Annotated in this window: 19 protein-coding genes; 12 read left to right on the top strand and 7 right to left on the bottom strand. The window is 44.5% G+C overall.

Annotation, left to right across the window (positions count from 1 at the left end; translation table 11 throughout):
• The first annotated feature begins 137 nt into the window (after nucleotides 1–137).
• Nucleotides 138–641 carry a 3'-5' exonuclease gene (locus LHL20_RS07900; RefSeq protein WP_226432908.1) on the top strand — a complete coding sequence of 168 codons (504 nt, stop codon included), beginning with the start codon at nucleotides 138–140 and terminating at the stop codon, nucleotides 639–641.
• A gap of 13 nt (nucleotides 642–654) precedes the next feature.
• Here LHL20_RS07900 and LHL20_RS07905 read toward each other — a convergent pair whose 3' ends face one another.
• Nucleotides 655–1,125 carry a hypothetical protein gene (locus LHL20_RS07905; protein WP_202263852.1) on the bottom strand — a complete coding sequence of 157 codons (471 nt, stop codon included), beginning with the start codon at nucleotides 1,123–1,125 and terminating at the stop codon, nucleotides 655–657.
• A 270-nt stretch (nucleotides 1,126–1,395) separates the two neighbouring features.
• Here LHL20_RS07905 and LHL20_RS07910 point away from each other — a divergent pair, with 270 nt between their 5' ends.
• Nucleotides 1,396–1,914 (top strand): hypothetical protein, encoded by a 519-nt coding sequence (locus tag LHL20_RS07910; RefSeq protein WP_226432909.1) that lies wholly within the window; start codon nucleotides 1,396–1,398, stop codon nucleotides 1,912–1,914.
• Between the two features lie 94 nt (nucleotides 1,915–2,008).
• Here the strand turns inward: LHL20_RS07910 and metK are convergent, their stop codons facing one another.
• Nucleotides 2,009–3,154, bottom strand: a complete 1,146-nt coding sequence (metK, locus tag LHL20_RS07915; RefSeq protein WP_159623878.1) for a methionine adenosyltransferase — start codon at nucleotides 3,152–3,154, stop codon at nucleotides 2,009–2,011.
• Nucleotides 3,155–3,552: 398 nt separating this feature from the next.
• Between metK and tkt the strand changes: the two genes are divergently transcribed.
• From tkt to LHL20_RS07935, 4 genes are all read left to right on the top strand, one after another.
• Entirely contained in the window at nucleotides 3,553–5,544 is a 1,992-nt protein-coding gene (gene tkt / locus LHL20_RS07920) for a transketolase (protein WP_226432910.1), read from the top strand.
• Nucleotides 5,545–5,563: 19 nt separating this feature from the next.
• Nucleotides 5,564–6,574: an erythrose-4-phosphate dehydrogenase gene (epd, locus tag LHL20_RS07925; RefSeq protein ID WP_226432911.1), complete on the top strand. Its 1,011-nt coding sequence runs from the start codon at nucleotides 5,564–5,566 to the stop codon at nucleotides 6,572–6,574.
• Between the two features lie 145 nt (nucleotides 6,575–6,719).
• Nucleotides 6,720–7,895, top strand: a complete 1,176-nt coding sequence (locus LHL20_RS07930; protein ID WP_226432912.1) for a phosphoglycerate kinase — start codon at nucleotides 6,720–6,722, stop codon at nucleotides 7,893–7,895.
• A gap of 237 nt (nucleotides 7,896–8,132) precedes the next feature.
• Complete coding sequence (locus tag LHL20_RS07935) at nucleotides 8,133–9,032, top strand: fructose bisphosphate aldolase (RefSeq protein ID WP_202263866.1); 900 nt, start codon at nucleotides 8,133–8,135, stop codon at nucleotides 9,030–9,032.
• Between the two features lie 73 nt (nucleotides 9,033–9,105).
• On the opposite strand, the gene LHL20_RS07940 is transcribed toward LHL20_RS07935, so the two are convergent.
• Nucleotides 9,106–9,558: a hypothetical protein gene (locus tag LHL20_RS07940; RefSeq protein ID WP_226432913.1), complete on the bottom strand. Its 453-nt coding sequence runs from the start codon at nucleotides 9,556–9,558 to the stop codon at nucleotides 9,106–9,108.
• A gap of 346 nt (nucleotides 9,559–9,904) precedes the next feature.
• Between LHL20_RS07940 and LHL20_RS07945 the strand changes: the two genes are divergently transcribed.
• The gene (locus LHL20_RS07945; protein ID WP_443983611.1) at nucleotides 9,905–11,899 is read left to right on the top strand and encodes a prolyl oligopeptidase family serine peptidase; all 1,995 of its coding nucleotides are present in this window, start codon (nucleotides 9,905–9,907) and stop codon (nucleotides 11,897–11,899) included.
• Between the two features lie 20 nt (nucleotides 11,900–11,919).
• Here the strand turns inward: LHL20_RS07945 and LHL20_RS07950 are convergent, their stop codons facing one another.
• The 4 genes from LHL20_RS07950 to LHL20_RS07965 form a co-directional block, all read right to left on the bottom strand.
• Nucleotides 11,920–12,717, bottom strand: a complete 798-nt coding sequence (locus LHL20_RS07950) for a substrate-binding periplasmic protein (protein WP_226432915.1) — start codon at nucleotides 12,715–12,717, stop codon at nucleotides 11,920–11,922.
• A 102-nt stretch (nucleotides 12,718–12,819) separates the two neighbouring features.
• Nucleotides 12,820–14,382, bottom strand: a complete 1,563-nt coding sequence (ppx, locus tag LHL20_RS07955; protein ID WP_226432916.1) for an exopolyphosphatase — start codon at nucleotides 14,380–14,382, stop codon at nucleotides 12,820–12,822.
• A gap of 7 nt (nucleotides 14,383–14,389) precedes the next feature.
• On the bottom strand, nucleotides 14,390–16,462 hold the full coding sequence (gene ppk1, locus LHL20_RS07960) for a polyphosphate kinase 1 (RefSeq protein WP_202263878.1): 2,073 nt from the start codon (nucleotides 16,460–16,462) through the stop codon (nucleotides 14,390–14,392).
• Between the two features lie 108 nt (nucleotides 16,463–16,570).
• Nucleotides 16,571–17,077 carry a glycine cleavage system protein R gene (locus tag LHL20_RS07965; RefSeq protein ID WP_159623861.1) on the bottom strand — a complete coding sequence of 169 codons (507 nt, stop codon included), beginning with the start codon at nucleotides 17,075–17,077 and terminating at the stop codon, nucleotides 16,571–16,573.
• Between the two features lie 200 nt (nucleotides 17,078–17,277).
• Here LHL20_RS07965 and LHL20_RS07970 point away from each other — a divergent pair, with 200 nt between their 5' ends.
• The 5 genes from LHL20_RS07970 to LHL20_RS07990 all read left to right on the top strand — a co-directional run bounded on the left by LHL20_RS07970 (nucleotide 17,278) and on the right by LHL20_RS07990 (nucleotide 24,237).
• The gene (locus LHL20_RS07970) at nucleotides 17,278–19,461 is read left to right on the top strand and encodes an ABC transporter permease subunit (protein ID WP_226432917.1); all 2,184 of its coding nucleotides are present in this window, start codon (nucleotides 17,278–17,280) and stop codon (nucleotides 19,459–19,461) included.
• The gene (pstA, locus tag LHL20_RS07975) at nucleotides 19,454–21,010 is read left to right on the top strand and encodes a phosphate ABC transporter permease PstA (protein ID WP_226432918.1); all 1,557 of its coding nucleotides are present in this window, start codon (nucleotides 19,454–19,456) and stop codon (nucleotides 21,008–21,010) included. Before LHL20_RS07970 ends, pstA begins: the two co-directional genes overlap by 8 nt.
• Before the next feature lie 2 nt (nucleotides 21,011–21,012).
• Complete coding sequence (gene pstB / locus LHL20_RS07980; protein ID WP_159623858.1) at nucleotides 21,013–21,819, top strand: phosphate ABC transporter ATP-binding protein PstB; 807 nt, start codon at nucleotides 21,013–21,015, stop codon at nucleotides 21,817–21,819.
• An 89-nt stretch (nucleotides 21,820–21,908) separates the two neighbouring features.
• Complete coding sequence (gene phoU, locus LHL20_RS07985; protein ID WP_202263885.1) at nucleotides 21,909–22,625, top strand: phosphate signaling complex protein PhoU; 717 nt, start codon at nucleotides 21,909–21,911, stop codon at nucleotides 22,623–22,625.
• A 340-nt stretch (nucleotides 22,626–22,965) separates the two neighbouring features.
• Complete coding sequence (locus LHL20_RS07990; protein WP_159623856.1) at nucleotides 22,966–24,237, top strand: inorganic phosphate transporter; 1,272 nt, start codon at nucleotides 22,966–22,968, stop codon at nucleotides 24,235–24,237.
• The last annotated feature ends 8 nt before the right edge of the window (nucleotides 24,238–24,245 follow it).

Below are 24,245 nucleotides of genomic sequence, written 5' to 3' on the forward strand. Positions count from 1 at the left end.
TCTTTATTACCCATTGTCATGACCATCATGCGATATGAAATGTGCAAGAATAAGCTGTTTACATACACTAAGTATTACGTTCAAAGCTGTTGAGAATCGTGGGTGGCTCACAGCAATGGGTATCACTGGGAGAAGGTGTGGGAAAAAAGAGTCTGCCGTCAATTGTCGATGTTGAAGCAAGCGGTTTTGGCGCAGTGAGTTATCCAATTGAGATTGGCATTGTGCGCTATGATGGTGCAAAGTGGTGTAAGTTAATCCGTCCTTTTGACTCATGGGTTCATTGGGATAAAGAGGCTGAAGCCTTACACGGCATCTCACAGGCGATGTTACTTACCAAAGGCGTGGACCCAGTCAAAGTCTGTCACGAGTTAAATCACTTCTTGGGAAATACGATGGTGTACAGTGACGGCTGGGTAGTAGACAACCCATGGTTGATAAAGCTCTTCTCGGCGGCGCAAGTAGAAATGACGTTCTCGTGCCGCGCACTGGAGTATATACTCAGCCAAACGCAAATGGAAAAGTGGCATGAAGTAAAATCTGAACTTGCTCAAAAACTCGATACTAGACGACACAGGGCAAGCGCAGATGCGTTTCTTATCCAGCAGACCTATGCTGAAACACTTGAATATTCAAACGGTTAGCCACAATGCCGTTTTAAAAAAGGTAGTGCACGCCAAGTGATAAGGCCATGTTCTCTTCTTCGCCCACTTGTCTGTGTTCTATTTCTACCGCCATATTTAGCCCCTGATTGTGACCCAATAGCCATCCTAATCGCGTAAATGTGCCTACATCATTGGGCAAATAGAGCCATTCCGCATAATGCTGAAAGGCTGTGTTATTGGTTTTGTAAGTGGCGTATACCGATTGGGGGAGATGGGTATCAAAACGCCTGCTTGCGCTAAGGGTACTTTGCGAACCTGTAGGGTAGGTGAAGCTATTGTCATAGTAATGTGCCTCAGTGGTAGAGCGGACCCGATATTGGGTCTGAAGCTGCCACTTGGCTACTTTTTCACTTTTAAAATAAATAGGACTGTAAGACGCATTAGACACGTCTGCGACTGCGTTTGAAGAGTACAGATTCGACAACAATAATGACAAACATGTGAAGCTTATAGCTGCTTTCATGGCATGCGACCCAAGTTGTTTAGTGAGTGCTTGTTTATGTGTCCAGCGTTATTTCTGACCACCCTGTCGGAACCATTTTTGTAATTGATGCTAGAGCCACCGCGCCACAACTTATCGCAATGTACTATCACATTGTATAAGCATAGCTGTAAAAAATAGATCATAAAAATAAACTTGATGAATTTTTCATTCGTGAACTAGTTTTAAAGATACAGGGTTATTTTTATCGTTTTAAATAAGCCCGCCATCATTGAACGGAGGTCTTTTGAAATGCAAACGGAATGGGAATTCGAAAGAAAGTTTATGGTCACTTTTGTACCAGAGGGACTATTGGATACACGAACTCCTGTTAACATACGCCAAGGCTACCTATCATGTGAGTTCGACAAACAAATATGTTTGCGAGATGAAGGTGGTAAATTCAGTATGGCGGTGACGCAGGGTATTGGATTAAAGCACAGGGAAACTCGTATTGAACTGTCGGCGTCTCAATTTAATGATTTATGGCCACTCACTCAAAAAATGCGAGTAGAAAAGCAGCGCTATCGCATAGATTTCTACGGTGCGCAATTGGTGATAGACGTATTCACGGGAACGCTTGCGCCACTTAAGTTGGTTGAAGTCGAGTTTGATAGTGAAATCAGCAGTCGTCAGTTTTTACCTCCTGATTTTGCAGATATAGAAGTTACGCACCGCAAGGAGTTTCAGAACATTGCGCTAGCGCGCTTTGGTCTACCAGACAGAATCATTTCCCCCAGTTTTAATGAAAGCTATCGACTGTCTGTATGAGCCTTTGCAAAATTAAGTGATAAAAGTTTATCTGTAAAACAAAGCCATTAAAAAAGCAGCCAGTTGGCTGCTTTTCTCTTTAAACGACAACAAATTACAGTGACGCTTTCAATGCTTCTGCTTTGTCTGTTGCTTCCCACGGGAACTCGTCGCGACCAAAGTGGCCGTACGCTGCAGTAGGACGGTAAATAGGGCGCTCAAGATCAAGCATTTGAATTAGGCCGTAAGGACGTAAGTCAAAATGTTCGCGTACTAACGCAACGAGTGTTTTCTCGTCCACAACACCAGTGCCAAAAGTATCAATGCTGATAGATGTTGGCTCTGCTACGCCAATAGCGTAAGACACTTGAATTTCACAACGCTTAGCAAGACCTGCTGCAACAATATTCTTAGCAACATAACGGCCTGCGTATGCAGCGCTGCGGTCAACTTTTGAAGGATCTTTACCAGAGAACGCACCACCGCCGTGACGAGCCATGCCGCCGTAGGTATCAACGATGATTTTACGACCTGTTAGACCACAGTCGCCCATCGGGCCGCCGATAACAAAGCGACCAGTAGGGTTAATGTGAAAACGAGTATTGGCATCAATCCATTCGCTTGGCAAAACAGGCTTGATGATTTCTTCCATTACCGCTTCACGAACCTGTTCGGTTGTGACTGAGTCGCAGTGTTGGGTTGAAAGCACTACCGCATCAATACCAACAGGTTTGTCGTTTTCATATTTAAACGTAATTTGGCTTTTCGCATCTGGACGCAAAAAGTCGAGTTTGCCAGATTTGCGTACTTCGGCCTGTTTTTGAACAAGACGGTGAGAATATGTGATTGGTGCCGGCATTAATACGTCAGTTTCGTCACTGGCGTAACCGAACATTAGGCCTTGGTCGCCAGCGCCTTGTTCTTCCAAACTCTCGCGGTCAACACCTTGATTAATATCAGGTGACTGTTTACCAATAGCATTCAATACAGCACACGAGTCTGCATCAAAACCCATATCTGAATGCGTGTAACCAATTTCTTTTACTGTGTTACGGGTAAGCTCTTCAATATCTACCCATGCTGAGGTGGTCACTTCACCACCTACTAAAACCATACCGGTTTTTACATACGTTTCGCAGGCCACCCGAGCGCGCGGATCTTGTTCTAAAATAGCGTCAAGAACGGCATCTGAGATCTGATCAGCAATCTTGTCCGGATGTCCTTCAGACACTGACTCGGATGTGAATAAATGCGTGGCCATAAATGCTCCGTAAGCGTTAAATTATCAAAATAGTCGTATATTGTACTAAAACAAGTTATAAATACCAGTCTTTACTTCTAGACGTCTAAAAGTCTCTTCGTTACGAATTGTTGACATAACCCGATCACTTTTGGGGTTATTTCGATAAACTACAAAGAGATTGCAGTGTTTAAGGTAATCGGCAGTGTCCAGCGCTTTATAAGCCAAATAGATGTTTTTGGATTTACTTTCGACAATGGCAATGAAAATCCATTGAACTGAAAGGTGGCATGGGTAAGAATACCCCCACATTCAAAAGTGCCTAGAAGTAGAGCAATAGCAGATAATTGGTGTGCCTTGGTGCTCTAACCAACTTACTACTGCGGTACTTAAAGATACAAAATAAATCAGGAGACAACATGCCCTCTCGTCGTGAACTCGCCAATGCTATCCGTGCATTAAGCATGGATGCCGTTCAACAAGCTAAATCTGGTCACCCAGGCGCCCCAATGGGGATGGCTGATATTGCGCAGGTACTATGGGGTGATTTCTTATCACATAACCCTGCAAACCCGTCATGGGCAAATCGCGACCGCTTTGTTCTTTCAAACGGCCACGGCTCGATGCTGTTGTACTCTTTACTTCATTTGTCAGGTTACGAACTGCCAATTGAAGAGTTGAAAAACTTCCGTCAGCTACACTCAAAAACACCAGGTCACCCAGAATACGGTTATGCGCCAGGTGTTGAAACGACCACAGGCCCGTTGGGTCAAGGTATCAGCAACGCAGTAGGTATGGCGCTTGCTGAAAAAGTGCTTGCCGCACAATTTAACCGTGACGGTCACGACATTGTTGATCACTACACTTACGCATTTATGGGCGACGGCTGCCTAATGGAAGGTATTTCACACGAAACCTGTTCATTGGCTGGCACACTAGGCCTTGGCAAACTCATCGCGTTTTGGGATGACAATGGCATTTCAATTGATGGTGAAGTAGAAGGCTGGTTCACTGACGATACACCAGCACGCTTTAAGAGCTACGGTTGGGAAGTGATTGAAGGTGTTGACGGTCACGATGCGGAGCAAGTTAAAGCGGCTATTGAAAAGGCGCAAGCGAATACTGCTCAGCCTACGCTAATTTGTTGTAAGACCACCATTGGTTTCGGTTCGCCTAACAAAGAAGGTACCGAGTCTTGTCACGGTGCACCACTAGGTGAAGATGAAATTGTTGCTACTCGTGAAAAGCTTGGCTGGAGCCACGGTGCGTTCGAAATCCCAGACGATATCTATGCAGGTTGGGATGGTAAAGACAAAGGTTCAAAAGCAGAAAGCGCATGGAACGATGCCTTCGCTGCCTATGAAGCTGCCTATCCAGAACTTGCTGCAGAATTCAAACGCCGTGTTAATGGCGAACTGCCAGCTGACTTCAGCGACAAAGCAGACGCTATCATCGCTGAACTTCAAGCTAATCCTCAAAACATTGCTTCACGTAAAGCGTCGCAAAATGCATTAAACGCGTTTGGTCCGTTACTTCCTGAGCTATTAGGCGGCTCTGCCGACCTTGCTGGTTCTAACCTAACCATTTGGGAAGGTAGCAAGGGTGTTGAAGCAAACGATGCATCAGGTAACTATATTTACTACGGCGTACGCGAATTTGGTATGTCTGCCATGATGAACGGTATTGCTCTTCACGGCGGTTTTAAAGCATACGGTGCAACCTTCCTAATGTTTATGGAATATGCGCGTAACGCGGTACGTATGGCAGCACTAATGAAGCAGCCTGCTATTTTCGTTTACACTCACGACTCAATTGGTTTGGGTGAAGATGGCCCAACGCACCAGCCGGTAGAGCAGGTAGTTGCACTACGAGCTACGCCTAATCTTGATAACTGGCGTCCGTGTGACCAAGTTGAATCGGCGGTGTCGTGGAAGTCAGCGATTGAGCGTACAGACGGCCCAACAACGCTAATTTTTACGCGTCAAGGCCTTGCACAGCAAGAAAGAACAGCACAACAAGTTGCTGATATTGCGAAAGGCGGCTACGTGCTTAAAGACTGTGAAGGTACGCCAGAACTTATTCTTATTGGTACGGGTTCAGAGGTTCAGCTTGCAGTGGAAGCAGCTGCTAAACTTACCGAGCAAGGTAAAGCGGTACGCGTAGTGTCTATGCCATCTACTGACGTATTTGACCGTCAGTCTGCTGACTACCGTGAAAGCGTATTGCCATCAAGTGTTGTTAAACGCGTTGCGGTAGAAGCGTTGTCGAAAGACAGCTGGTACAAGTATGTTGGCTTTAATGGCGCGATTGTAGGTATGGACACCTTTGGTGAGTCTGCACCTGCAGGTGATTTGTTCAAGCACTTCAACATTACCACTGACGCTGTAGTAGAGGCTGCACTGTCTCTGTAAGAGGTAAACAAATAAGCCTATGGTAAATATTGCCATTAATGGGTTTGGTCGTATTGGTCGCAATGTATTGCGTGCACTTTATGAAAGTGGGCGCAATAACGAATTTAATGTTGTGGCCATTAACGACATTGCCAAGCCAGAAGGCATTGCACATTTACTTAAATACGATACCGCCCACGGGCGGTTCCGTTTTGATGTGGCCTTAGAAAATAACACGCTTAACGTCGCTGGTGACGATATTACGTTGCTGGCTATCAGTGACATTACCGATCTGCCATGGAAAGAACTTGGCGTCGATATTGTGTTGGAATGCACAGGTAAGTTTGACGATAGGGCATCAGGGCAAGCTCATCTAGATGCAGGTGCTGGTAAGGTGTTGTTCTCCTCTCCGGGTTCCCCCGATTTAGACAATACCGTCATCTTCGGTACAAACGAAGACACATTGACCAGTGAACAAAAATTAGTCTCCAATGGTTCCTGTACCACTAATTGCATTGTGCCCGTCATCCAAGCACTTGATGCAGCCTTTGGCGTTGAGAGTGGTACGATCACTACTATTCATGCTTCTATGCATGACCAGCAAGTTATCGATGCATACCATGAAGATTTACGCCGAACTCGCGCTGCGAGTCAGTCAATTATTCCGGTTGATACACGCCTTGCTGCGGGTATAGAGCGCATTCTGCCTAAGTTTGCCGGTAAATTCGAAGCTATTGCCGTGCGCGTCCCAACCATCAATGTAACGGCCATGGACTTGAGCGTTACATTAAGTAGTAAGGTTACGATTGAAGACGTAAATCGCGCATTAAGGCAAGCAAAAGACGGTCGTTTACACGGTATTTTGGACTACACTGAAGAACCGTTGGTATCAGTAGATTTTAATCATGACCCGCACTCGTGTATCGTAGATGGTACACAGACAAGGGTCAGTCACAAGCAACTGGTTAAAACACTGGTGTGGTGTGACAACGAATGGGGTTTTGCAAACCGTATGCTCGACACAGCTAAAGTAATGTTCGACGCAAAATAAGCATTGATGCTGCCACGGGTTGGTAGCACCAGCCCGCGCAGCTTTCACAGTTAATTAGAGTGTGTACACCACGAGGGCATGAATAGTCTCATGCACCATAATGGTTCGCACGCTCACCTAAATTTTAAATTAACAAGGAAAGACAATGGCAATTCCAAGCATGAACGACATGGCACTTAACGGTCAACGCGTTCTTATTAGACAAGATCTAAACGTACCGGTAAAAGACGGTAAAGTGACTTCTGATGCGCGTATCAAAGCATCGATTCCTACTATTAAAGCGGCGTTAGAAGCGGGCGCGGCAGTAATGGTGATGTCTCACCTAGGGCGCCCAACCGAAGGCGAACCCGCCGACGAATTCTCTCTTCAACCCGTAGTGGATTACCTGAACGACGCGTTAGATGTACCTGTAAAGCTTGTGAAAGACTACCTTGATGGCGTACAGCTAAACGATGGTGAGTTAGTTATTCTTGAAAACGTGCGTTTTAACAAAGGTGAAAAGAAAGACGACGAAACCCTAGCAAAGCAGTATGCAGCCCTTTGCGATATCTTCGTTATGGACGCATTCGGTACGGCGCACCGTGCGCAGGCGTCGACTCACGGCGTAGCAAAGTTTGCACCGAAAGCGTGTGCTGGCCCGCTACTTGCTGCAGAATTAGATGCATTAGGTAAAGCGCTAGATAACCCTAAGCGTCCTATGGTAGCAATTGTAGGTGGTTCTAAGGTATCGACTAAACTAACTGTACTTAAATCACTTGCTGAAAAAGTTGACCAGTTGATTGTAGGTGGTGGTATTGCTAATACCTTCATTGCAGCGCAAGGCCACAATGTCGGTAAATCACTCGTTGAAATGGACTTGGTTGAACAGGCCAAGCAATTGATGAGCGAAGCGCAAGCAAATGGCGGCAATATTCCTGTACCGACGGATGTTGTAGTGGGTAAGGCATTTGATGAAAATACAGAAGCTACGCTTAAAGTAGTATCTGACGTTGCTGACGACGACATGATTTTCGACATCGGCCCAGACTCATCAAAAGCGCTCGAAGACATCATCAAAAATGCTGGAACCATTGTATGGAATGGTCCAGTAGGTGTATTTGAATTTGAACAGTTTAGCGCAGGAACTAAGGCATTATCTGAGGCGATTGCCGCGAGCGATGCTTTCTCTATCGCTGGTGGTGGTGATACACTTGCCGCAGTAGATAAGTACGAAATTGCAGACAAAGTGTCTTATATTTCAACCGGTGGTGGTGCGTTCCTTGAGTTTCTTGAAGGGAAGACGTTACCCGCTGTCGCGGTACTTGAAGAAAAAAACAAATAGATTAAGCGCGAATAATAATAAAAATGGCTTAATTTGGCGGTATAACCATTATTTACATGCATAGCAGGTAAAGTTATCGCCATAAAAACAAAATGAGCTGCGCTTTTAACAGCAATCATAAGCGCAGCCTTTAAATCGGTAACGATTTTACTGACGATACAGTGACGTACGTCGGCACATAATTATAAACCCTACACCTGCCCATAGTGGCAGATACAATACGAAAGGAGTGTTGCAATGGCATCACAAGCTCAGCAGGCAATGCTGGATAAATTAAAGACGCAAACCGGTTTTATTGCAGCGTTAGATCAAAGCGGTGGCAGTACACCAAAAGCACTACGTCTTTACGGCATCGAAGAATCTGAATACAGCTCAGATGAAGAGATGTTTAACCTTGTTCACGAAATGCGTACTCGCATTATCACCAGCACCCCTTTTAGCGGCGAACGCGTACTTGGCGCTATCTTGTTTGAAAATACCCTCGACAGAGAAATTGAAGGCATGTCTACTGCACATTACTTATGGCAGAAAAAGCGTGTGATTCCGTTTTTGAAAGTGGATAAAGGGTTAGCAGAAGAGAGTAACGGCGTACAGGTTATGAAACCAATGCCTGGCTTAGATGCATTGTTGGCAAAAGCAGTAGCGCAGGATGTATTTGGTACTAAAATGCGCAGCGTTGTAAAACTTGCTAACCATCAAGGCATTAAAGACGTTGTAGCACAGCAATTTGAAGTAGGTAAACAAATTCTAGCTGCTGGATTGGTGCCCATTATCGAACCAGAAGTCGATATTCACAGCCCACAAAAAGCAGAAGCAGAAGCATTGCTTAAACTTGAAATCCTTACGCAGCTTAACCTTTTGAACGAAGGCCAAGAGGTTATGTTGAAACTGACGCTGCCAACAGAAGCGAACTTCTACAAAGAGCTTGTAGATCACCCTCGAGTGCTTAAAGTAGTTGCACTTTCTGGCGGATATAGCCGAGAAGAAGCAAACGCTAAATTGTCTGAAAACCAAGGTATGATCGCGAGCTTTTCTCGTGCGCTTACACAAGGTGTTTCAGCACAACAGACACAGGAAGAGTTTGAAGCCACATTAGATGACGCGATTGAAGGTATTTACCAAGCGTCCAAGTCTTAACACTTATAGTGGTCGCTAAAGGGAAGAGAAACACTCTTCTCTTTAGCTTATAGTTAGGCTTTTAGCGGCGCAGTCACTGAGCAGTAAAATTAAATTGTTCAAAAAAGCCGATAGCCTCTTCTTTATCAAACCTAATCTCCCTCTCTTCTATAGCGCAAAGCGCGTCCTTCACATTGTCAAAAAAGGCGAAAGGAACTTCAGCTAATTCGTAACACATGCTTATTTGCTGCTTAATGGTAAGCATAATATCGGTATCAAGGATCACCACAGCCAAAAACGATAGGCCGCGACGTTTTCTTATGCGAGTTTGTTTTACAAAGATGTCGAAAGTAGATGGTGGCATAATACTTTCACCGTATAAGCAGCTTAGTTGTGCCCAAGGTGTACTTTCATCAATTTGAGATATGTTAGCGGCCATTCGAACGACGCCGTTTCGCATGGTTTCGTCGTTCCATGGACCTCTTCCAGAGAAAAGTAACAGTTGGCGTGTGACACAAGTTTCGAACTCACCATGTTGATTGTTCATTCAGCTTACTTCGCTTTCTGATCATACTAAAACGTTAGCATGTGCAATCAACTGCGCAACTATCCATTGGGCTAATAAACCTTCTATCGTCTTTCTCTGTAAGCTCACCGCTTATTGCTAACCTCATTAATTTATTCGTTAATATATGTACTGATACAACAAGTCTTGAACAATAATAAAAAGTAGGGTTTTTATGAGCTCGATAGTAAATAAACACACTGAGACACATCGAAATTTGTCTTCAGTTTTGGCCAACTATATTGCGGGCATCGCACTTAGTACATGCGCATTATCCACAACACTGGCTTTTGCCAACGATGATGCAATACGTGTAGAAGAAAGTAATATGGTAACAACGCATTACTTCCAATCTGAGGATATTTTCAATCTTGAGTACGTAAGTGAGGCGCGCGTATCACCTAATGGTGAGCAGGTGGTTTATGTCCGTCGTTCTAATGACATAATGACAGATAGTACGCGCTCAAACCTGTGGCTAGCCTCCGTTGACGGGAAATATCATCGTCCGCTTTTGTCTTCGAAAAAAAGCTACTACTCGCCGCGGTGGTCACCAGATGGTTCACGCTTAGCCTACCTATCAAATGAAGAAGGGAAACCGCAGCTTTATATTCGCTGGATGGATACCGGGCAAACCGCTTTGGTTACCAATGTTACCTCTTCACTTGGCAATATTACCTGGTCGCCAGACGGTAAACATATTGCGTTTACAATGAGTGTGGATGCTAAGGAAAAGCCGTTAAGCGTTAATATGCCGAAAAAGCCCAAAGGCGCAAAGTGGTCTCCGTCGTTTGAGTATATTACCAAAGCGCGCTATCAAGCCGACGGACGGGGTGTATTAGAACCTGCGTATACGCACATTTTTGTTGTACCTGCTGACGGTGGTACCGCGCGACAGTTAACTTCTGGAAACTATCATCACAGTGGGAGCTTAAGTTTCTCACCTGACTCAAGCACCATTTACTTTTCTGCTAACCGTAGCGACAACTGGGAATATGAGCCAGTTGAAGCAGACATTTATACGGTGAATATGCGTGGTGATATTACGCAAATAACCAACTTCAAAGGGCTTGAAGCGTCGCCAGTAGTTTCACCTGACGGTAAGCACGTTGCATATGCACGCCGCAGTGATGAAAAGGTGATGTACAAAAATAGTTATCTGTATGTCATGAACGCCGATGGTTCTGAACATAAAAACCTGACTGAAAAAATAGATAACACCGTATCTAATTTTCAGTGGAAAGATAACAAGCACATCTATTTTCAGCAGTCGGTAAGAGGTCTAGCACAAGTTGATCTAGTGTCATTGTCTGGTAAAGTGAAAAGCGTTGCCAAAGGGCTAGGTGGCACTACTTTGGGCAGGCCTTATGTGTTTGGTACTTTCCATGCACACGATAATGTTGTTGCGTACACCAAAGGACGCACCGATCGTCCTGCAGATCTGTACATTAAAACCAGCAAAGAGAAGCAGCTTACCGCACTAAATGAAGATGTACTTGGACACAAAACATTAGGCGAAGTTAAAGAGATAACCTATACATCGTCTATCGATGGCGAAACCATTCAAGGTTGGTATATTCTCCCGCCTGATTACGATAGTTCAAAGCAATATCCGCTAATTTTAGAAATTCATGGTGGACCTAACTTAGCTTATGGGCCTGTGTTTACCGCTGAACTCCAGCGTATGGCAGCCGAAGGTTATATCGTATTCTACGATAACCACCGCGGCAGTACGGGATATGGCGAACGCTTTGCGTTATTGCTGCAGGGTAAATATAGCTCTAAGTATGATTTTGCGGATCACATGTCTGGCGTGGATGCCTTAATTGAAAAGGGGATAGTCGATCCAAACCGGTTGTTTATTACGGGGGGCTCTGCAGGTGGCATCGCATCAGCTTACGCTATTGGTTTAACGGATAGATTCAAAGCCGCAGTTGTAGCAAAACCGGTCATCAATTGGCTATCTAAAGTACTTACCGCCGACTCGGGTCTGTATCAAATTCCTTTCCAATTTCCGGGTAAGCCATGGGAAAACGTAGAGCATTATTGGCAGCGCTCGCCGCTTTCTCTTGTTGGTAATGTTACAACTCCCACGATGCTAATTACGGGTGTCGAAGATAAACGCACGCCAATGTCTGAAACTGAGCAGTTCTACCAAGCTTTAAAGCTTCAAAAGGTAGAAACGGTGTTAGTCAAAGTACCTGAATCATCTCATGGCATCGCAGCAAAACCGTCGCGTATGATTGGAAAGGTGGAAAATATTTTGGCGTGGTTTAAGAAATACGACCCAAGCAAAGCGCTTGGTGAGCAAGACGTCAAAAACTAAATGTTTTGGTAAAACAGCATTTAGTGCGTTGATGCAAAGGGGGCGCTACCAACAGGTTGAAGCCCCCATTTTTGCATAATGCGTTGATATTCACCGTTCTCTTTCAGTGTGGCAATCGCGTGCTTAATGGCATTGGCTTCGCTTTGGCCTGTTTTCATGCCAGTGGCAACGTGTAGCTCGGCGCTCAATGGTGCTATAGTCAACGCGCTACTCACATCATTAGGGTTGAAACCCGAAGCCTCAATTTCATAGCTGCCTGTATCTAAAGTTGAGACCACAAAATCGATACGTCCGTGAAACAGCAGTTTCCATAAGTGATGTGGCTCACTCACCAAAACAAGATTCTTATTTTCTTCAAAGCCTTGTTGCGCTAAATACGTCGCCGAACCATAGCCTCGAATAGTGCCAACGCGAAACGCTTTTGCTTGGTCAATATCAGACACTACAAGATCTTCACGGCTTTTGAGGCGAATAAGCGATGCGTTGACATGACTTATTGTACCTAGCCACTCAAATTGTGGCTCACGCTTGGGAGTTTTAAGAAGGGTAAGTAGCACCATGTCGGGTTTGGTGAGTGTTTCTTGATAAGCTCGCGCCCAAGGCATGTGTTCTAACGAAGTCGAGAACGGCAACAGTGGAGCAATGGCCTTAGCAAGGTCAACGCTAGCCCCTTTCGTTTGTCCTGAATCATCTATCCAGTAAAAAGGCGGTGTCACCTCGCTTAGAAAGCAAATGTGTTTGGAAGAGGCATTAACCGATGTGCTCACATAGGCAAGCAAAAGTAGTGTTAATAGACGCCTTACTATACCGAACTGCAATATAATTACCTGTAGCTCTACAAAACATAACGAATAAGATGAGTGACCTCATCTGCCTTTTATGCTCTCACTATTTAGTCTATTAAACAAACAAATTAAGCGTTAATCTGGCAACTGATGCAGCTGAGCAATATCGGGATAAATATTTAGCTGTAAATCCAATGACTTCCAGTACTGACTTTCTCTAACCAGATCAGCTGAAATAATTGGCTTTTCGTCTAACCATCCATCTGGAAAGGTGATGGTCATACTGCTTTTATCAGATTCAACAGTAAAGTCGGGAAGAAAACCTTCTTGGCGCTTAATATTAAGCAGCACACCTAATCGCAATAATGCAATTAAACGTTTTACGGCGAGTTCATCAAATAAGTTAAACGCTGGAAGTTCATTGGTGCGAATCTTCTTTCTATGAAAGCGAACAAGAGTGGCTAGCAGCAGTTGCTGCTCTTGCGTAAATCCAGGCATATCGACATTCGCTAAAATGTACGCGCTGTGTTTTTGAATGCCTCGAGAATTAATCTGCATACCGACTTCATGTAGCAGTGCAGCCCAACCTAACATGCTTTTAAAGTCTCGGCCTTTCAACTTCCATGCTTTCTCAACGCTATTAAATAAAGACAATGTTGTGTTTAGCACCATGGTGGCTTGCGATGTGTCTACGTCGTAGCGGGTGGCTAAGCTGCTTGCCGTACGCCCTCGAATATCCGCATGGTGCAATTCGTCTTCCATTTGATAAAGCACACCTTCGCGAAGCGCAGCGGGCGAATACACTAAGCCATCAATTTCAAGCGCCTTAAATACTGCTATTAAAATTGCTAGACCACCTGCAATAACAACGCGTCTATCTTCACTTAAATCAGGGTAGTTGAGCTTGTCGATGTGACCGGCACTGACAAATTGCTTCATGAGTGTGCGCAGGCTTTTTAATGTAACCGGAATGTCATGGCCATTTGGACGGTCTTGCTGACACAAGGTAAACAGTGAGCGTATTGTGCCGGAAGTCCCGATACACTGTACCCAGCCTAAGCGACGATATTTAACATCAATCATCTCAAGCTCTTGCTGTGCAGCAGTTATTGCCCGCTCAAAAGCTTTGTTTTTTAACTCGCCATCGGCAAAAAAGCGTTTAGTGTAACTAACGCAGCCCATCTGTAGACTGCGACAAAGTAGTGGGGTAAACCCTTCTCCAATAACAAACTCTGTTGAACCACCGCCAATGTCAATCACCAGCTGTTGACCGTCTGCATGATTAGTGTGAGCGACACCAGAATAAATAAGTCGCGCTTCTTCGACACCTGAAATAACTTCGATGGGGTAGGGAAGAATGGTTTTCGCCGAGTTAATAAAGTCACGGGCATTACGCGCTTTTCTCAGCGTGTGAGTGGCCACAATGCGCACAGAGTCGGGTTCAAAGCCCTTTAGGCTCTCTGCGACAACTTTTAGCATAGAGAGCCCGCGTTCCATGGCCTCGTCTGACAAGACATCGTCGTCGTTCAAGCCCTCTGCCAGTCTCACTTTCTGTTTAACGCGGTGGAGAATTTGAACTGACCCAGCGACAATACGCGCTACCACTAAATGAAAACTGTTCGAGCCGATATCTAAAGCGGCGACTTTATTTACTTCTCGCGTTTCCACGGCATTAAAAACAGATTCGTGCTGGGTCATGTACTTCCTAAAGTTTTTCTTCGAGCTTCTTCAAATAGTCGTAAATCTCTAATTGTGAACGAAGCTTTTTACGGTTACCCCTGCGAACGTACTTGTTGCTCTGATCCTTGTCAATCACACGGGCTTTAAGGGTATCCTTAAATTGTAGCTCCATTATATCAACAATGCGCTGTTGAAGTCCCTTATCGTATACGGGGCAACCAACCTCAATGCGGTTATCCATGTTACGCGTCATCCAGTCAGCGGAAGAGATATACACTTTTCTGTCGCCACCACCTTCAAATATCATCACACGTGGGTGCTCTAAGAATCGGTCAACAATAGATATAATTTCAATGTTGTCACTTATACCTTTAATCCCCGGGTTAAGTGAGCACATACCACGTACAATCCCTCGAATTTTCACACCGGCTTGGCTTGCGCGATATAAATCATCAATAAGCTCATTATCAACAAGGTTATTAATCTTGAACGTGATTTGCGCTTTGTGACCTTGGTTAAGGTGCTGAATTTCCTGACGAATTAGCGACTGAATTTTGGTGCGCGCATTTAATGGCGATATTTGTAGGTGCTGAAATTTATAGCGTCGGTAAGGGTATTGAATAAGGTCAAATACGGCTACGCCCTCGTCAGCCAACTCTTGATTGCGCGTAAATAGACTGTAGTCGGTGTAAATTTTGGCCGTTTTCTCGTTGAAGTTACCTGTACCAAAGTGGGCGTAATTCACCATGCTACCGCGCTCTTCACGGGTCACGATACATAGCTTAGAGTGAATTTTCAGTGTGGGTACGCCAAGTACAACGCGAATTCCTGCGTCGGTCATGCGTTTAGACCATTCAATGTTGGCCTCTTCGTCAAAACGCGCACGAAGTTCAACAACTACGGTTACTTTCTTACCATTATCAACAGCGTCAATCAGTGAGTTGATGATGCGCGAATTACTGGCAACACGGTAAATATTGATGCGAATGGCTTTCACGTTAGGGTCAAACGCGGCCTGACGCACGAATTCAGTGAAGTGCAAGAACCTGTGATAGGGGTAATGCAGTAAAATATCATGCGCGGTAATGGCGTCAAATACGGTGTTGTATTTTGAAAATGCATTACTGTCGATGGCCGGGAGTGGCGCATGCTCTAAATATTCTCGACCAACGTTGGGAAAGCCAATAAAGTCTTTAAAGTTGCGGTAGTGACCAGCCGCATGCATGGTATCCAGTTTGGTGATTTTCAAACGTTTACGCAAATCTTGCTGCATATCTTGTGGCATATCATTGTCGTATATGACACGAACAGGTTCAGCGATAAGACGCTGCTTCATACTTTCTGACATCTTTTCAACGAAGCTTTCGTCGATTTCTTCGTTGATGGAATATTCTGCGTCTCGTGTCATTTTGAACGAAAAGGCTTCTATTTCGTCAAACTTCACGAAACCGCGAAATATATCTTCAATACAAAGCTGAATCATGTCATCAAGCATGATAATGCTTTTCTTCTTACGGCTTTTCTGTGGAGGAATAAGCATAAAGCGCGACATTTCAGATGTGGGTACCTGAATAACGGCAAACTTTGGATTGCGTTCTGCTCGTCTTAGTGCCACATATAAATACACCGAGTTGCCGTTTAAGCGGCTCAGTAAGTCGGTTTTTTTGTCAATGAGAATAGGCGCGATATGGCGAAGCACTTTGTTTACGAAAAAGTTGCGCACCCACTGCTTTTGATAATCGTCTAAATCGTCTTTGCGCAGAATATGAATATTGTAGCGTGCGAGTGCGCGTACAACATCTTTGTGGATCTGGTCGAATTTTTCAGAAAGTTGCACCACTTTTTTCTGAATTTGGGCCATTAGCTCAGTTTGGCGTTGTGCTTCTTCTTCATTACCGTCATTTTGTGCAATGGTAATTTGACGTTTAACGTCGGCGGCACGAACACGATAAAACTCATCGAGATTATTTGAATAGATTCCTAAAAAGCGAATGCGCTCAACAGCAGGGTTATTTTTATCAGCGGCTTCTTGCAATACGCGTTCGTTAAACGCCAGCCAACTCAATTCTTTGGGATAATATAAAACGTCGCTATCCATAATGTCTCAATTTACGTTCATAAAAATGGTCAAAGACTGCCATCAGTCAGTGACACTACTGTGACAGCGCGCACATATTTGGCGCGATGTGCAGCAGTTAACTCACTCTCAGCGCTTAGCAGTTATATCAACTACCAAGTCATTTGCGAGCGCTTCAAGCGCATCTTGTAGCGCGTCGTCATCAAAATCTGCTGGTACGGCTATTTCGGCTTTTGCTTTAAAGATTAAGCTTCCCCAGTTCGGTGCGCTTTCGCAATGAGAAGAAAACGTCACTATGTTCAAATTAAACTGATTGAGTACCGATGTAAGCTCTTGAACGATACCTGTCTTGTCGTTACCCATGACATCAACAGTGAGTTTGGTCGAGTTGGTTTCGCCACTCGTTGCTACTGCAACAGATTGAACAGAAAGATCCTTAATCGAATCTAAAGCGTCGATGAGGTTTTGCTTTTCATCTTCAGATACGTGTACTTCCACAAAGCCAGTAAACATGCCAGCCATGTGAGCAAAGCTGGAGCCTTGCCAGTTGCCCTGATGTTTATAAACACACTTTGCCAGCGAATCTACCAAGCCAGGCTTGTCTTTACCCATAATGCTTATAACTAATGATTGCATGCGGCGCTCCTTAGCGGGTTAAATAAGAAAAACTTTGATCGTCTTCTTGCAGGGTAATACCATAGCGCATCAGAAAGTGCGCATAGGGTATGTGATAAACTTTCACTTGCTATTAGCATAACAAAACTTACACTGCTCACCAGTGCAATTTTCGCCGAATTCTCTTTTAAAAGAAGAATTTCAATAAATAAGAATTATTAATGAGTTTCGACAGCGACAGCATTAACAAAAAGCGCCAACGTAACGACAAGTGGTCACGTTATGTTGTTACTGGGTTTGGTGGCCTAGTGCTGCTTACTCTGGTTATTCTTATTACCCATCTTATAAGCCAAGCGCTACCCTTAGCGTATATTCCAAGCCTTACTCCTATTGCTACTCATTCTGTAGACAACGGTCAGCGTATTTTGCGCGCTGGCGACGTGGTTAACGGGCAGCCCATCTTAGTCAGAAAACAGGATTGTCGATTAAGTCTAAGTACGCTTTCAAACAATACGCTTTTAAGCCAACACGATTACATCAGACCCTGTGAGTACGAGTTGACAACATTAAGCTTAATGGGTGAAAACTTTATTGTAGACGTATCGCCTAACGCACAGGTCAGGATCTTGCCTGTTCGCTATTTTAATACGGGCAAAAGTGCGACAGGGCAAAATGATATTGCGGATTTATCGCAGTCTCAGATGACAAATTTTATTGCGTTTGCACTTCCTAAAAAGCGATGGGAGCAGCGAAGCGCATGGCGTATTGCACTGTCTGCCAAGTGGGTTGTGGTTGCTATAGAGCATGCTGACGGACTGTGGGTCAGATGGATAAACCGTCAGCAACCTACCAATGTCATAGACCGCAGTTTTGCAAGCTCGCCCCGCTATCTATTGATGCCAGGTAGCGAAAGCGTATTAATTCAATCAGGTAGCGCATTGATGATAAATCGTTTGCGCGATGAAGGCAGTACACTGAGCAACGCTACCAGAGGTGTTATTGCGTTTAACAGTGATATGAGGTTATTTGGTTTAGAAAAGCAGAGAACGTTTTTTCTCGCCAATCCCCTTAACCAAACTGTGTCGCGTTGGGTGGTGGTGAGAGACGAACTAGGCAGCCGTTTCGAGAAGACTTACGAGCTTGTGCTTAACAAAAATGAAAACGTGCTTGATGTAGCTGAGCACGCCAGCATGAACTTGATTGCCATTCTTACCAATAAGCATCGTATTTTGCTTATCAATCGGGTGTCTGGAGAAGTGGTAACGGCACAGAAGATAAAAACGCAGGCCAATGCGTTGGCGTGGTATGGCGATAAGCTTTATGGCAATACCCATAACTCACTTACTATCTGGCAGGGAAATGATTTAAGTGGCATAACAACGTGGTCTTCACTATTTAGCCCTCAGCACTACGAGGGGTATCATGACGATGAAACGGTTTGGCAAACTACTAGTGCATCTGACTATCAAGAGGCTAAATTTAGTCTTACGCCGTTATTAATTGGCAGTATTAAAGCGTCGTTACTGGCATTACTTATCGCCATTCCTGTTGCGATTGGCGCGGCTATTTACACGGCATTTTTCGCTAAGAGCAAGTTGCGCAATGTACTTAAGCCTGCCATCGAGCTCTTAGAAGCAATCCCAAGTGTTTTAATTGGTTTTATTGCCGCTATTTGGTTATCGCCTAAAGCCGAGCAATTTTTGTTTTCATTCGGCTTCTTCCTTGTCGTCATTCCATTTGTGCTTATCGGTGTAGCGGTAGTTCAACGTCCTGTGGCTGAACTGCTTCCAAAACGCTTTAGACATGGAGCAGAGTTACTCTTTGCGGTGGGCGGCGTGTTTGTTTTAGGTTACATAAGCGTTGAATTAGCACCGTCGTTAATTTTCTCATTGTTAGGCGTTGATGGTTTTACCTTGCTTGCTGCTGAATCAGAAAGTCCAATAGGTAAAACGACAATTGTTGTTGCTCTTGCCCTTGGCGTGGCTATCTCTCCGAGTATTTATTCATTGGCCGAAGATGCAATTAATGGTGTTCCGAATGACCTTAAATACGCATCGTTTGCCCTAGGGGCTACCCGATTACAAACCTTGTTGCATGTGGTTATTCATGTAGCGCTACCGGGCATAGTAGCGGCAATCATGTTGGGGTTTGGGCGTGCATTTGGCGAAACAATGATAGTACTTATGGTGACGGGAAATACGCCAATATCTAGCTGGGGATTAATTGAAGGTTTGCGAGCACTTACTGCGAACTTAGCTATCGAGCTTCCTGAGGCAGATGTGTCGTCAGCACACTATCAAATTCTCTTTTTTACGGCCTGTATTTTGTTTGCATTTACCTTTTTGGTAAATACTGCTGCCGAGCTAATGCGTCAACGCATTAAAGGGAGGGTCTTCATTGGCTAATCCTTCTCTTACAGGCTTAAACCCTGTTCAACGACAATCACTCGTTATCAGTTTAACGGCATTCTTTACGAGTTTGTTGCTGATCGCATTGGTTAGCGTACTGATCCTCATCACTTATCGGGGGACGGCGTATTTTTGGCCTGAGCCTATTTATCGAATCACGATGACCGGCGAAGAAGGAAAGTATTCAGTATTGGCCAATGTGTACGACGATGCATCAGACTCTGAAGTTACTCTAAAGTACTCAAATGAGCGTTTCCCATATGGTTCGCAAATGCGAATTGAAAGAAGAGATCTGGATGAAATGGTATTGGCATTTAACAGTGCTGAAATCAAACTCAACGATGGCCGAAGGGTGCTTGCGATACCCCAATACATTATTACACCAGAGAACGACCGCGCACCGCTTTCGACACTCGATGCTATTGCAGATGACGTCGCGCTGATTACCGAACAGATAGAAACGATAAATACACAGCATTTAGCGCCTATTCACGAGGCACTCTCTGAGTTTGATATTCGCAATGTTGATGACGACGCGCCAGCCAGAGAAAAATTGGTCGCTACGTTTAAGTATTACCAAACTGAAGTGTTAGGGTATGAGGCAAGGCGCAATGAATATCAGCTTCAGGTTGCCTTTGCAGGTGGCAGCAGCTTCTCACTGCCCATATCCCGCATTCAAGACGTAGATTTTGTAAGCCGACTGAGCACGTTTGAAAAGTGGAAAGTGGTCTTAAGTGAAATTGGTGTTTTCCTAACGGACTCACCGAAGCAAGCGAATACGTCAGGCGGTGTGTTCCCAGCATTGTTTGGTACGGTGTTAATGGTGTTTTTGATGACCATTATCGTAACGCCATTTGGCGTGCTCGCGGCAATATATTTAAGCGAGTATGCGCCTCACAATGCGCTCACTACCGTAATACGGGTAAGTGTTAGTAACATGGCTGGCGTACCCTCAATCGTTTATGGCGTATTCGGTCTAGGTTTTTTTGTCTACACCTTAGGTGGCAGTATTGATGAGCTATTGTTTAGCGACAAACTACCTGCACCCACCATGGGGAGTCCCGGTGTGTTTTGGGCAGCGTTAACAATGGCTATTTTGACATTGCCAGTGGTTATTGTGGCGACAGAAGAAGGTTTACGACGGGTGCCCGAAGGGTTAAAAGCGGGAAGTTATGCCTTGGGCGCGACAAAAATGGAAACTATTGTACGAACCATACTGCCCATTGCATCACCGGGGATCATGACTGGCGTAATACTGGCAATTGCACGGGCTGCTGGCGAAGTTGCACCACTTATGTTGGTAGGGGCTGTCAAATTTGCACCAAGTTTACCTATTGATGGCGAATTTCCCTATTTGCATTTAGATAGGCAGTTTATGCACCTAGGCGTGCTTATTTACGACGGTGCTTTTCACAGTCAAACCGATGGTAAAAGTGCCAGCATGATGTTTGCTGCGTGTTTATTGCTATTACTGGTTGTTTTTGTACTGAATATACTGGCGGTCATTCTCAGAACCCGCTTACGCAGACGCTATCTTAAAGGATAATCATGCTTAAGTTGTTTGAACACCATACGCTTAACGTCAATGATATAAGCGAAGAGCAAACCGCAGTTGAGGTTAAAAATCTCAACTTATGGTTTGGTAACAAGCATGTGCTAGATGATATCAGCATGCGTATACCAAAAAATAAAATCACCGCTTTAATTGGGCAAAGTGGTTGCGGAAAATCGACGTTGATCAGCTGTTTTAACCGTTTGAATGACTTGTACGACGGCTGCAAATACAGCGGAGAAATCATCATTGATGGTAGAGATATCAACAGTCGAAAAGTCAATGTGTCACGCCTTAGAACCAAAGTGGGAATGGTATTTCAGCGTCCAAACCCGTTTCCTATGAGCATTTACGAAAACGTATGTTATGGATTAAAGCTTCAAGGCATTAAAGTGCGACGTCATTTAGATGATGCTGTTGAAGGTGCACTTAAACAGGCGGCCCTTTGGAACGAGGTAAAAGACCGGTTGTTCGAATCTGCCCACGTACTTTCGGGGGGACAGCAGCAACGTCTTGTCATCGCCAGAGCGTTGGCACTTAAACCCGATATTTTGCTATTAGATGAACCTACATCAGCGTTGGATCCACTCACCACCTTGTTTATTGAAGAGTTGATGGATTCATTAAAAAAGCAATGCACTATTATTATTGTGACGCACAATATGCAACAAGCAGCGCGTGTGAGTGACTATACCGCGTTTTTCCACCAGGGAAGATTGGTGGAATACGCTGATAGCGATACGTTGTTTACGATGCCTGATAAGAAACAAACAGAAGATTACATTACCGGACGCTATGGCTAGTTACTTGGTAAGTCATCTTACAAGTGGTCATGGGAAAAGTGTACTCAACGCAAGCGCGTCGGGTCTAAACAGTCAGAAGAGGCAGTGAAATGCGCCAAGTTGCTTTAAATACTCACATCTCTGGTACGTTTAACATAGAACTGGAAAACTTGCGTAATTCAGTACTTACTATGGGTGGCGAAGTAGAGCAGCAGCTCGTAGATACGCTTAAAGCGGTTAAACATAATCACGCAGGCTTAGCAGAAAAAGTTGTACTTAACGATTTAAAAATCAACTCGATGGAAGTGCAAATTGACGAAGAATGCTTGCGTATTATTGCCAAACGCCATCCTACTGCCAGTGACTTACGTCTAATCATGACGATTTCTAAAGCCATTACCGATATAGAAAGAATGGGTGATGAAATTGAACGCATTGCCAAACTGGTTACACGAAACAAACTACCTTCTTCAGACACTATCAGAAGCAGTATGCTACTAATAGGTGAACGTGTCGCAGCAATGATGCGCGGTACGTTTGATGCGTTTGCTCGGCAAGACGAAGACGCCGCATTAGCGGTATACGATCAAGATAACCGAATCGACAGTGAGTACAAGAAGCTACTGACTTACACCACCCACGAGATGGAAAAGAGTACCGAAGACATGCAAGACTGGCTTGATGTGCTTTGGGCATTGCGCTCATTAGAACGTATTGGTGATAGGTGTAAAAACGTGTGCGAGTACGTTGTGTACTTAACAAGAGGCACTGATGTTCGTCACACGCCACTGGAAAATATTCAGCAAAAGATAGAAGATTTGACGTAATCTTGTCCAATTGGTCAACGCAATTTTGCGTTGACTAGTCTAAATTCAATCTGCAGTGAAATTTATATGTCATAAAACTGCAATATTTGGTTGTTTTATCATCGCATAGTAATAATTCAGTACTCTTTTATCGTTTTTCAGTGATTTTCACTATGGCTTCGAAGACGATTACGTTATCATGCGCCGCAGCCAAGAACAGATCGTGCAAAATTTAATCGAACCTTATGATAAAACACAATTTGTCTTTAACTTTTGTCTCTAGCCTATGTGGCCCAGAGACCATGCTACGTAATCATGTAGCATCCAGCCTAAATCGCGTTTAGATCGGGAGCGATTATCCGTGGAATTTTTTGAAAGTTACGGCCTAATTCTTATTCTTCTTGCCGCTGGCGTTGGTTTCGTCATGGCATGGGGTATTGGAGCGAATGACGTTGCTAACGCAATGGGTACGTCAGTAGGTTCTAAAGCTTTAACTATAAAACAAGCAATTATCATCGCGATGATATTCGAGTTTGCTGGTGCCTACCTTGCAGGTGGGGAAGTAACCTCGACAATTCGAAAAGGGATTATCGACTCTACTTATTTCATAGATATACCTGAATATTTAGTATTGGGTATGATCTCGTCATTGTTAGCAGCCGGTATTTGGCTTGCTGTGGCGTCATGGTTGGGTTGGCCAGTATCTACTACCCATTCTATTATAGGGGCAATTATCGGGTTTACGGCAACAGGCGTAAGCATGGATGCCGTTTCATGGGATAAAGTGGGCGGTATTGTGGGGAGCTGGGTAGTCACTCCTGCGATATCCGGTGTCATTGCGTACCTTATTTTTATGAGTGCACACAAACTCATTTTCCAGACTCAATCGCCTTTTGAGAATGCAAAGCGTTATGTGCCTTTCTATATGGCGTTGGCAGGCTTTGTAATGTCGCTTGTTACCATCAAGAAAGGTCTAAAGCACGTAGGCCTGGAACTAAGCGCAACTAACGGATACTTGCTTGCTATTGGCATTGCTGTATTGCTGGCGTTTCTTGGAAAATGGTTTATTGGCCGTATGAAATTCAGTGGTTCAGAGGACGCTGATTTACAAGCAGCCAATGTGGAAAAAGTGTTTGCACTTCTTATGGTGGTTACCGCGTGCTGTATGGCATTTGCGCATGGCTCAAACGATGTGGCCAACGCTATCGGGCCACTCGCTGCGGTAGTAAGTGTGGTTAGCAGCGGTGGTGAAATAAACTCAAGTGCGACACTTGCTCCTTGGATATTACCGTTAGGCGGTCTGGGCATTGTTGCCGGTCTGGCGCTGTTTGGCCATCGCGTTATCAAAACTATTGGTCAAGGTATTACGCATTTAACACCAAGTAGAGGCTTTGCCGCAGAGCTTGCTGCTGCATGTACAGTTGTTATTGCATCGGGTACTGGCTTACCTATCTCAACAACTCAAACCTTGGTTGGTGCAGTGTTGGGTGTAGGTTTAGCGCGAGGCGTTTCGGCACTTAATCTGGGTATTGTTAGAAATATCGTGGTGTCTTGGATAGTTACGCTTCCGGCTGGAGCAATATTGTCGATTATTTTCTTCTTCATTTTGAAAGCCGCGTTTGGCGTAGAATAATCGTAAAA

The organism is Alteromonas sp. McT4-15 (genome assembly GCF_020515205.1).
In the GTDB taxonomy this organism is placed as follows: Bacteria; Pseudomonadota; Gammaproteobacteria; order Enterobacterales; family Alteromonadaceae; genus Alteromonas.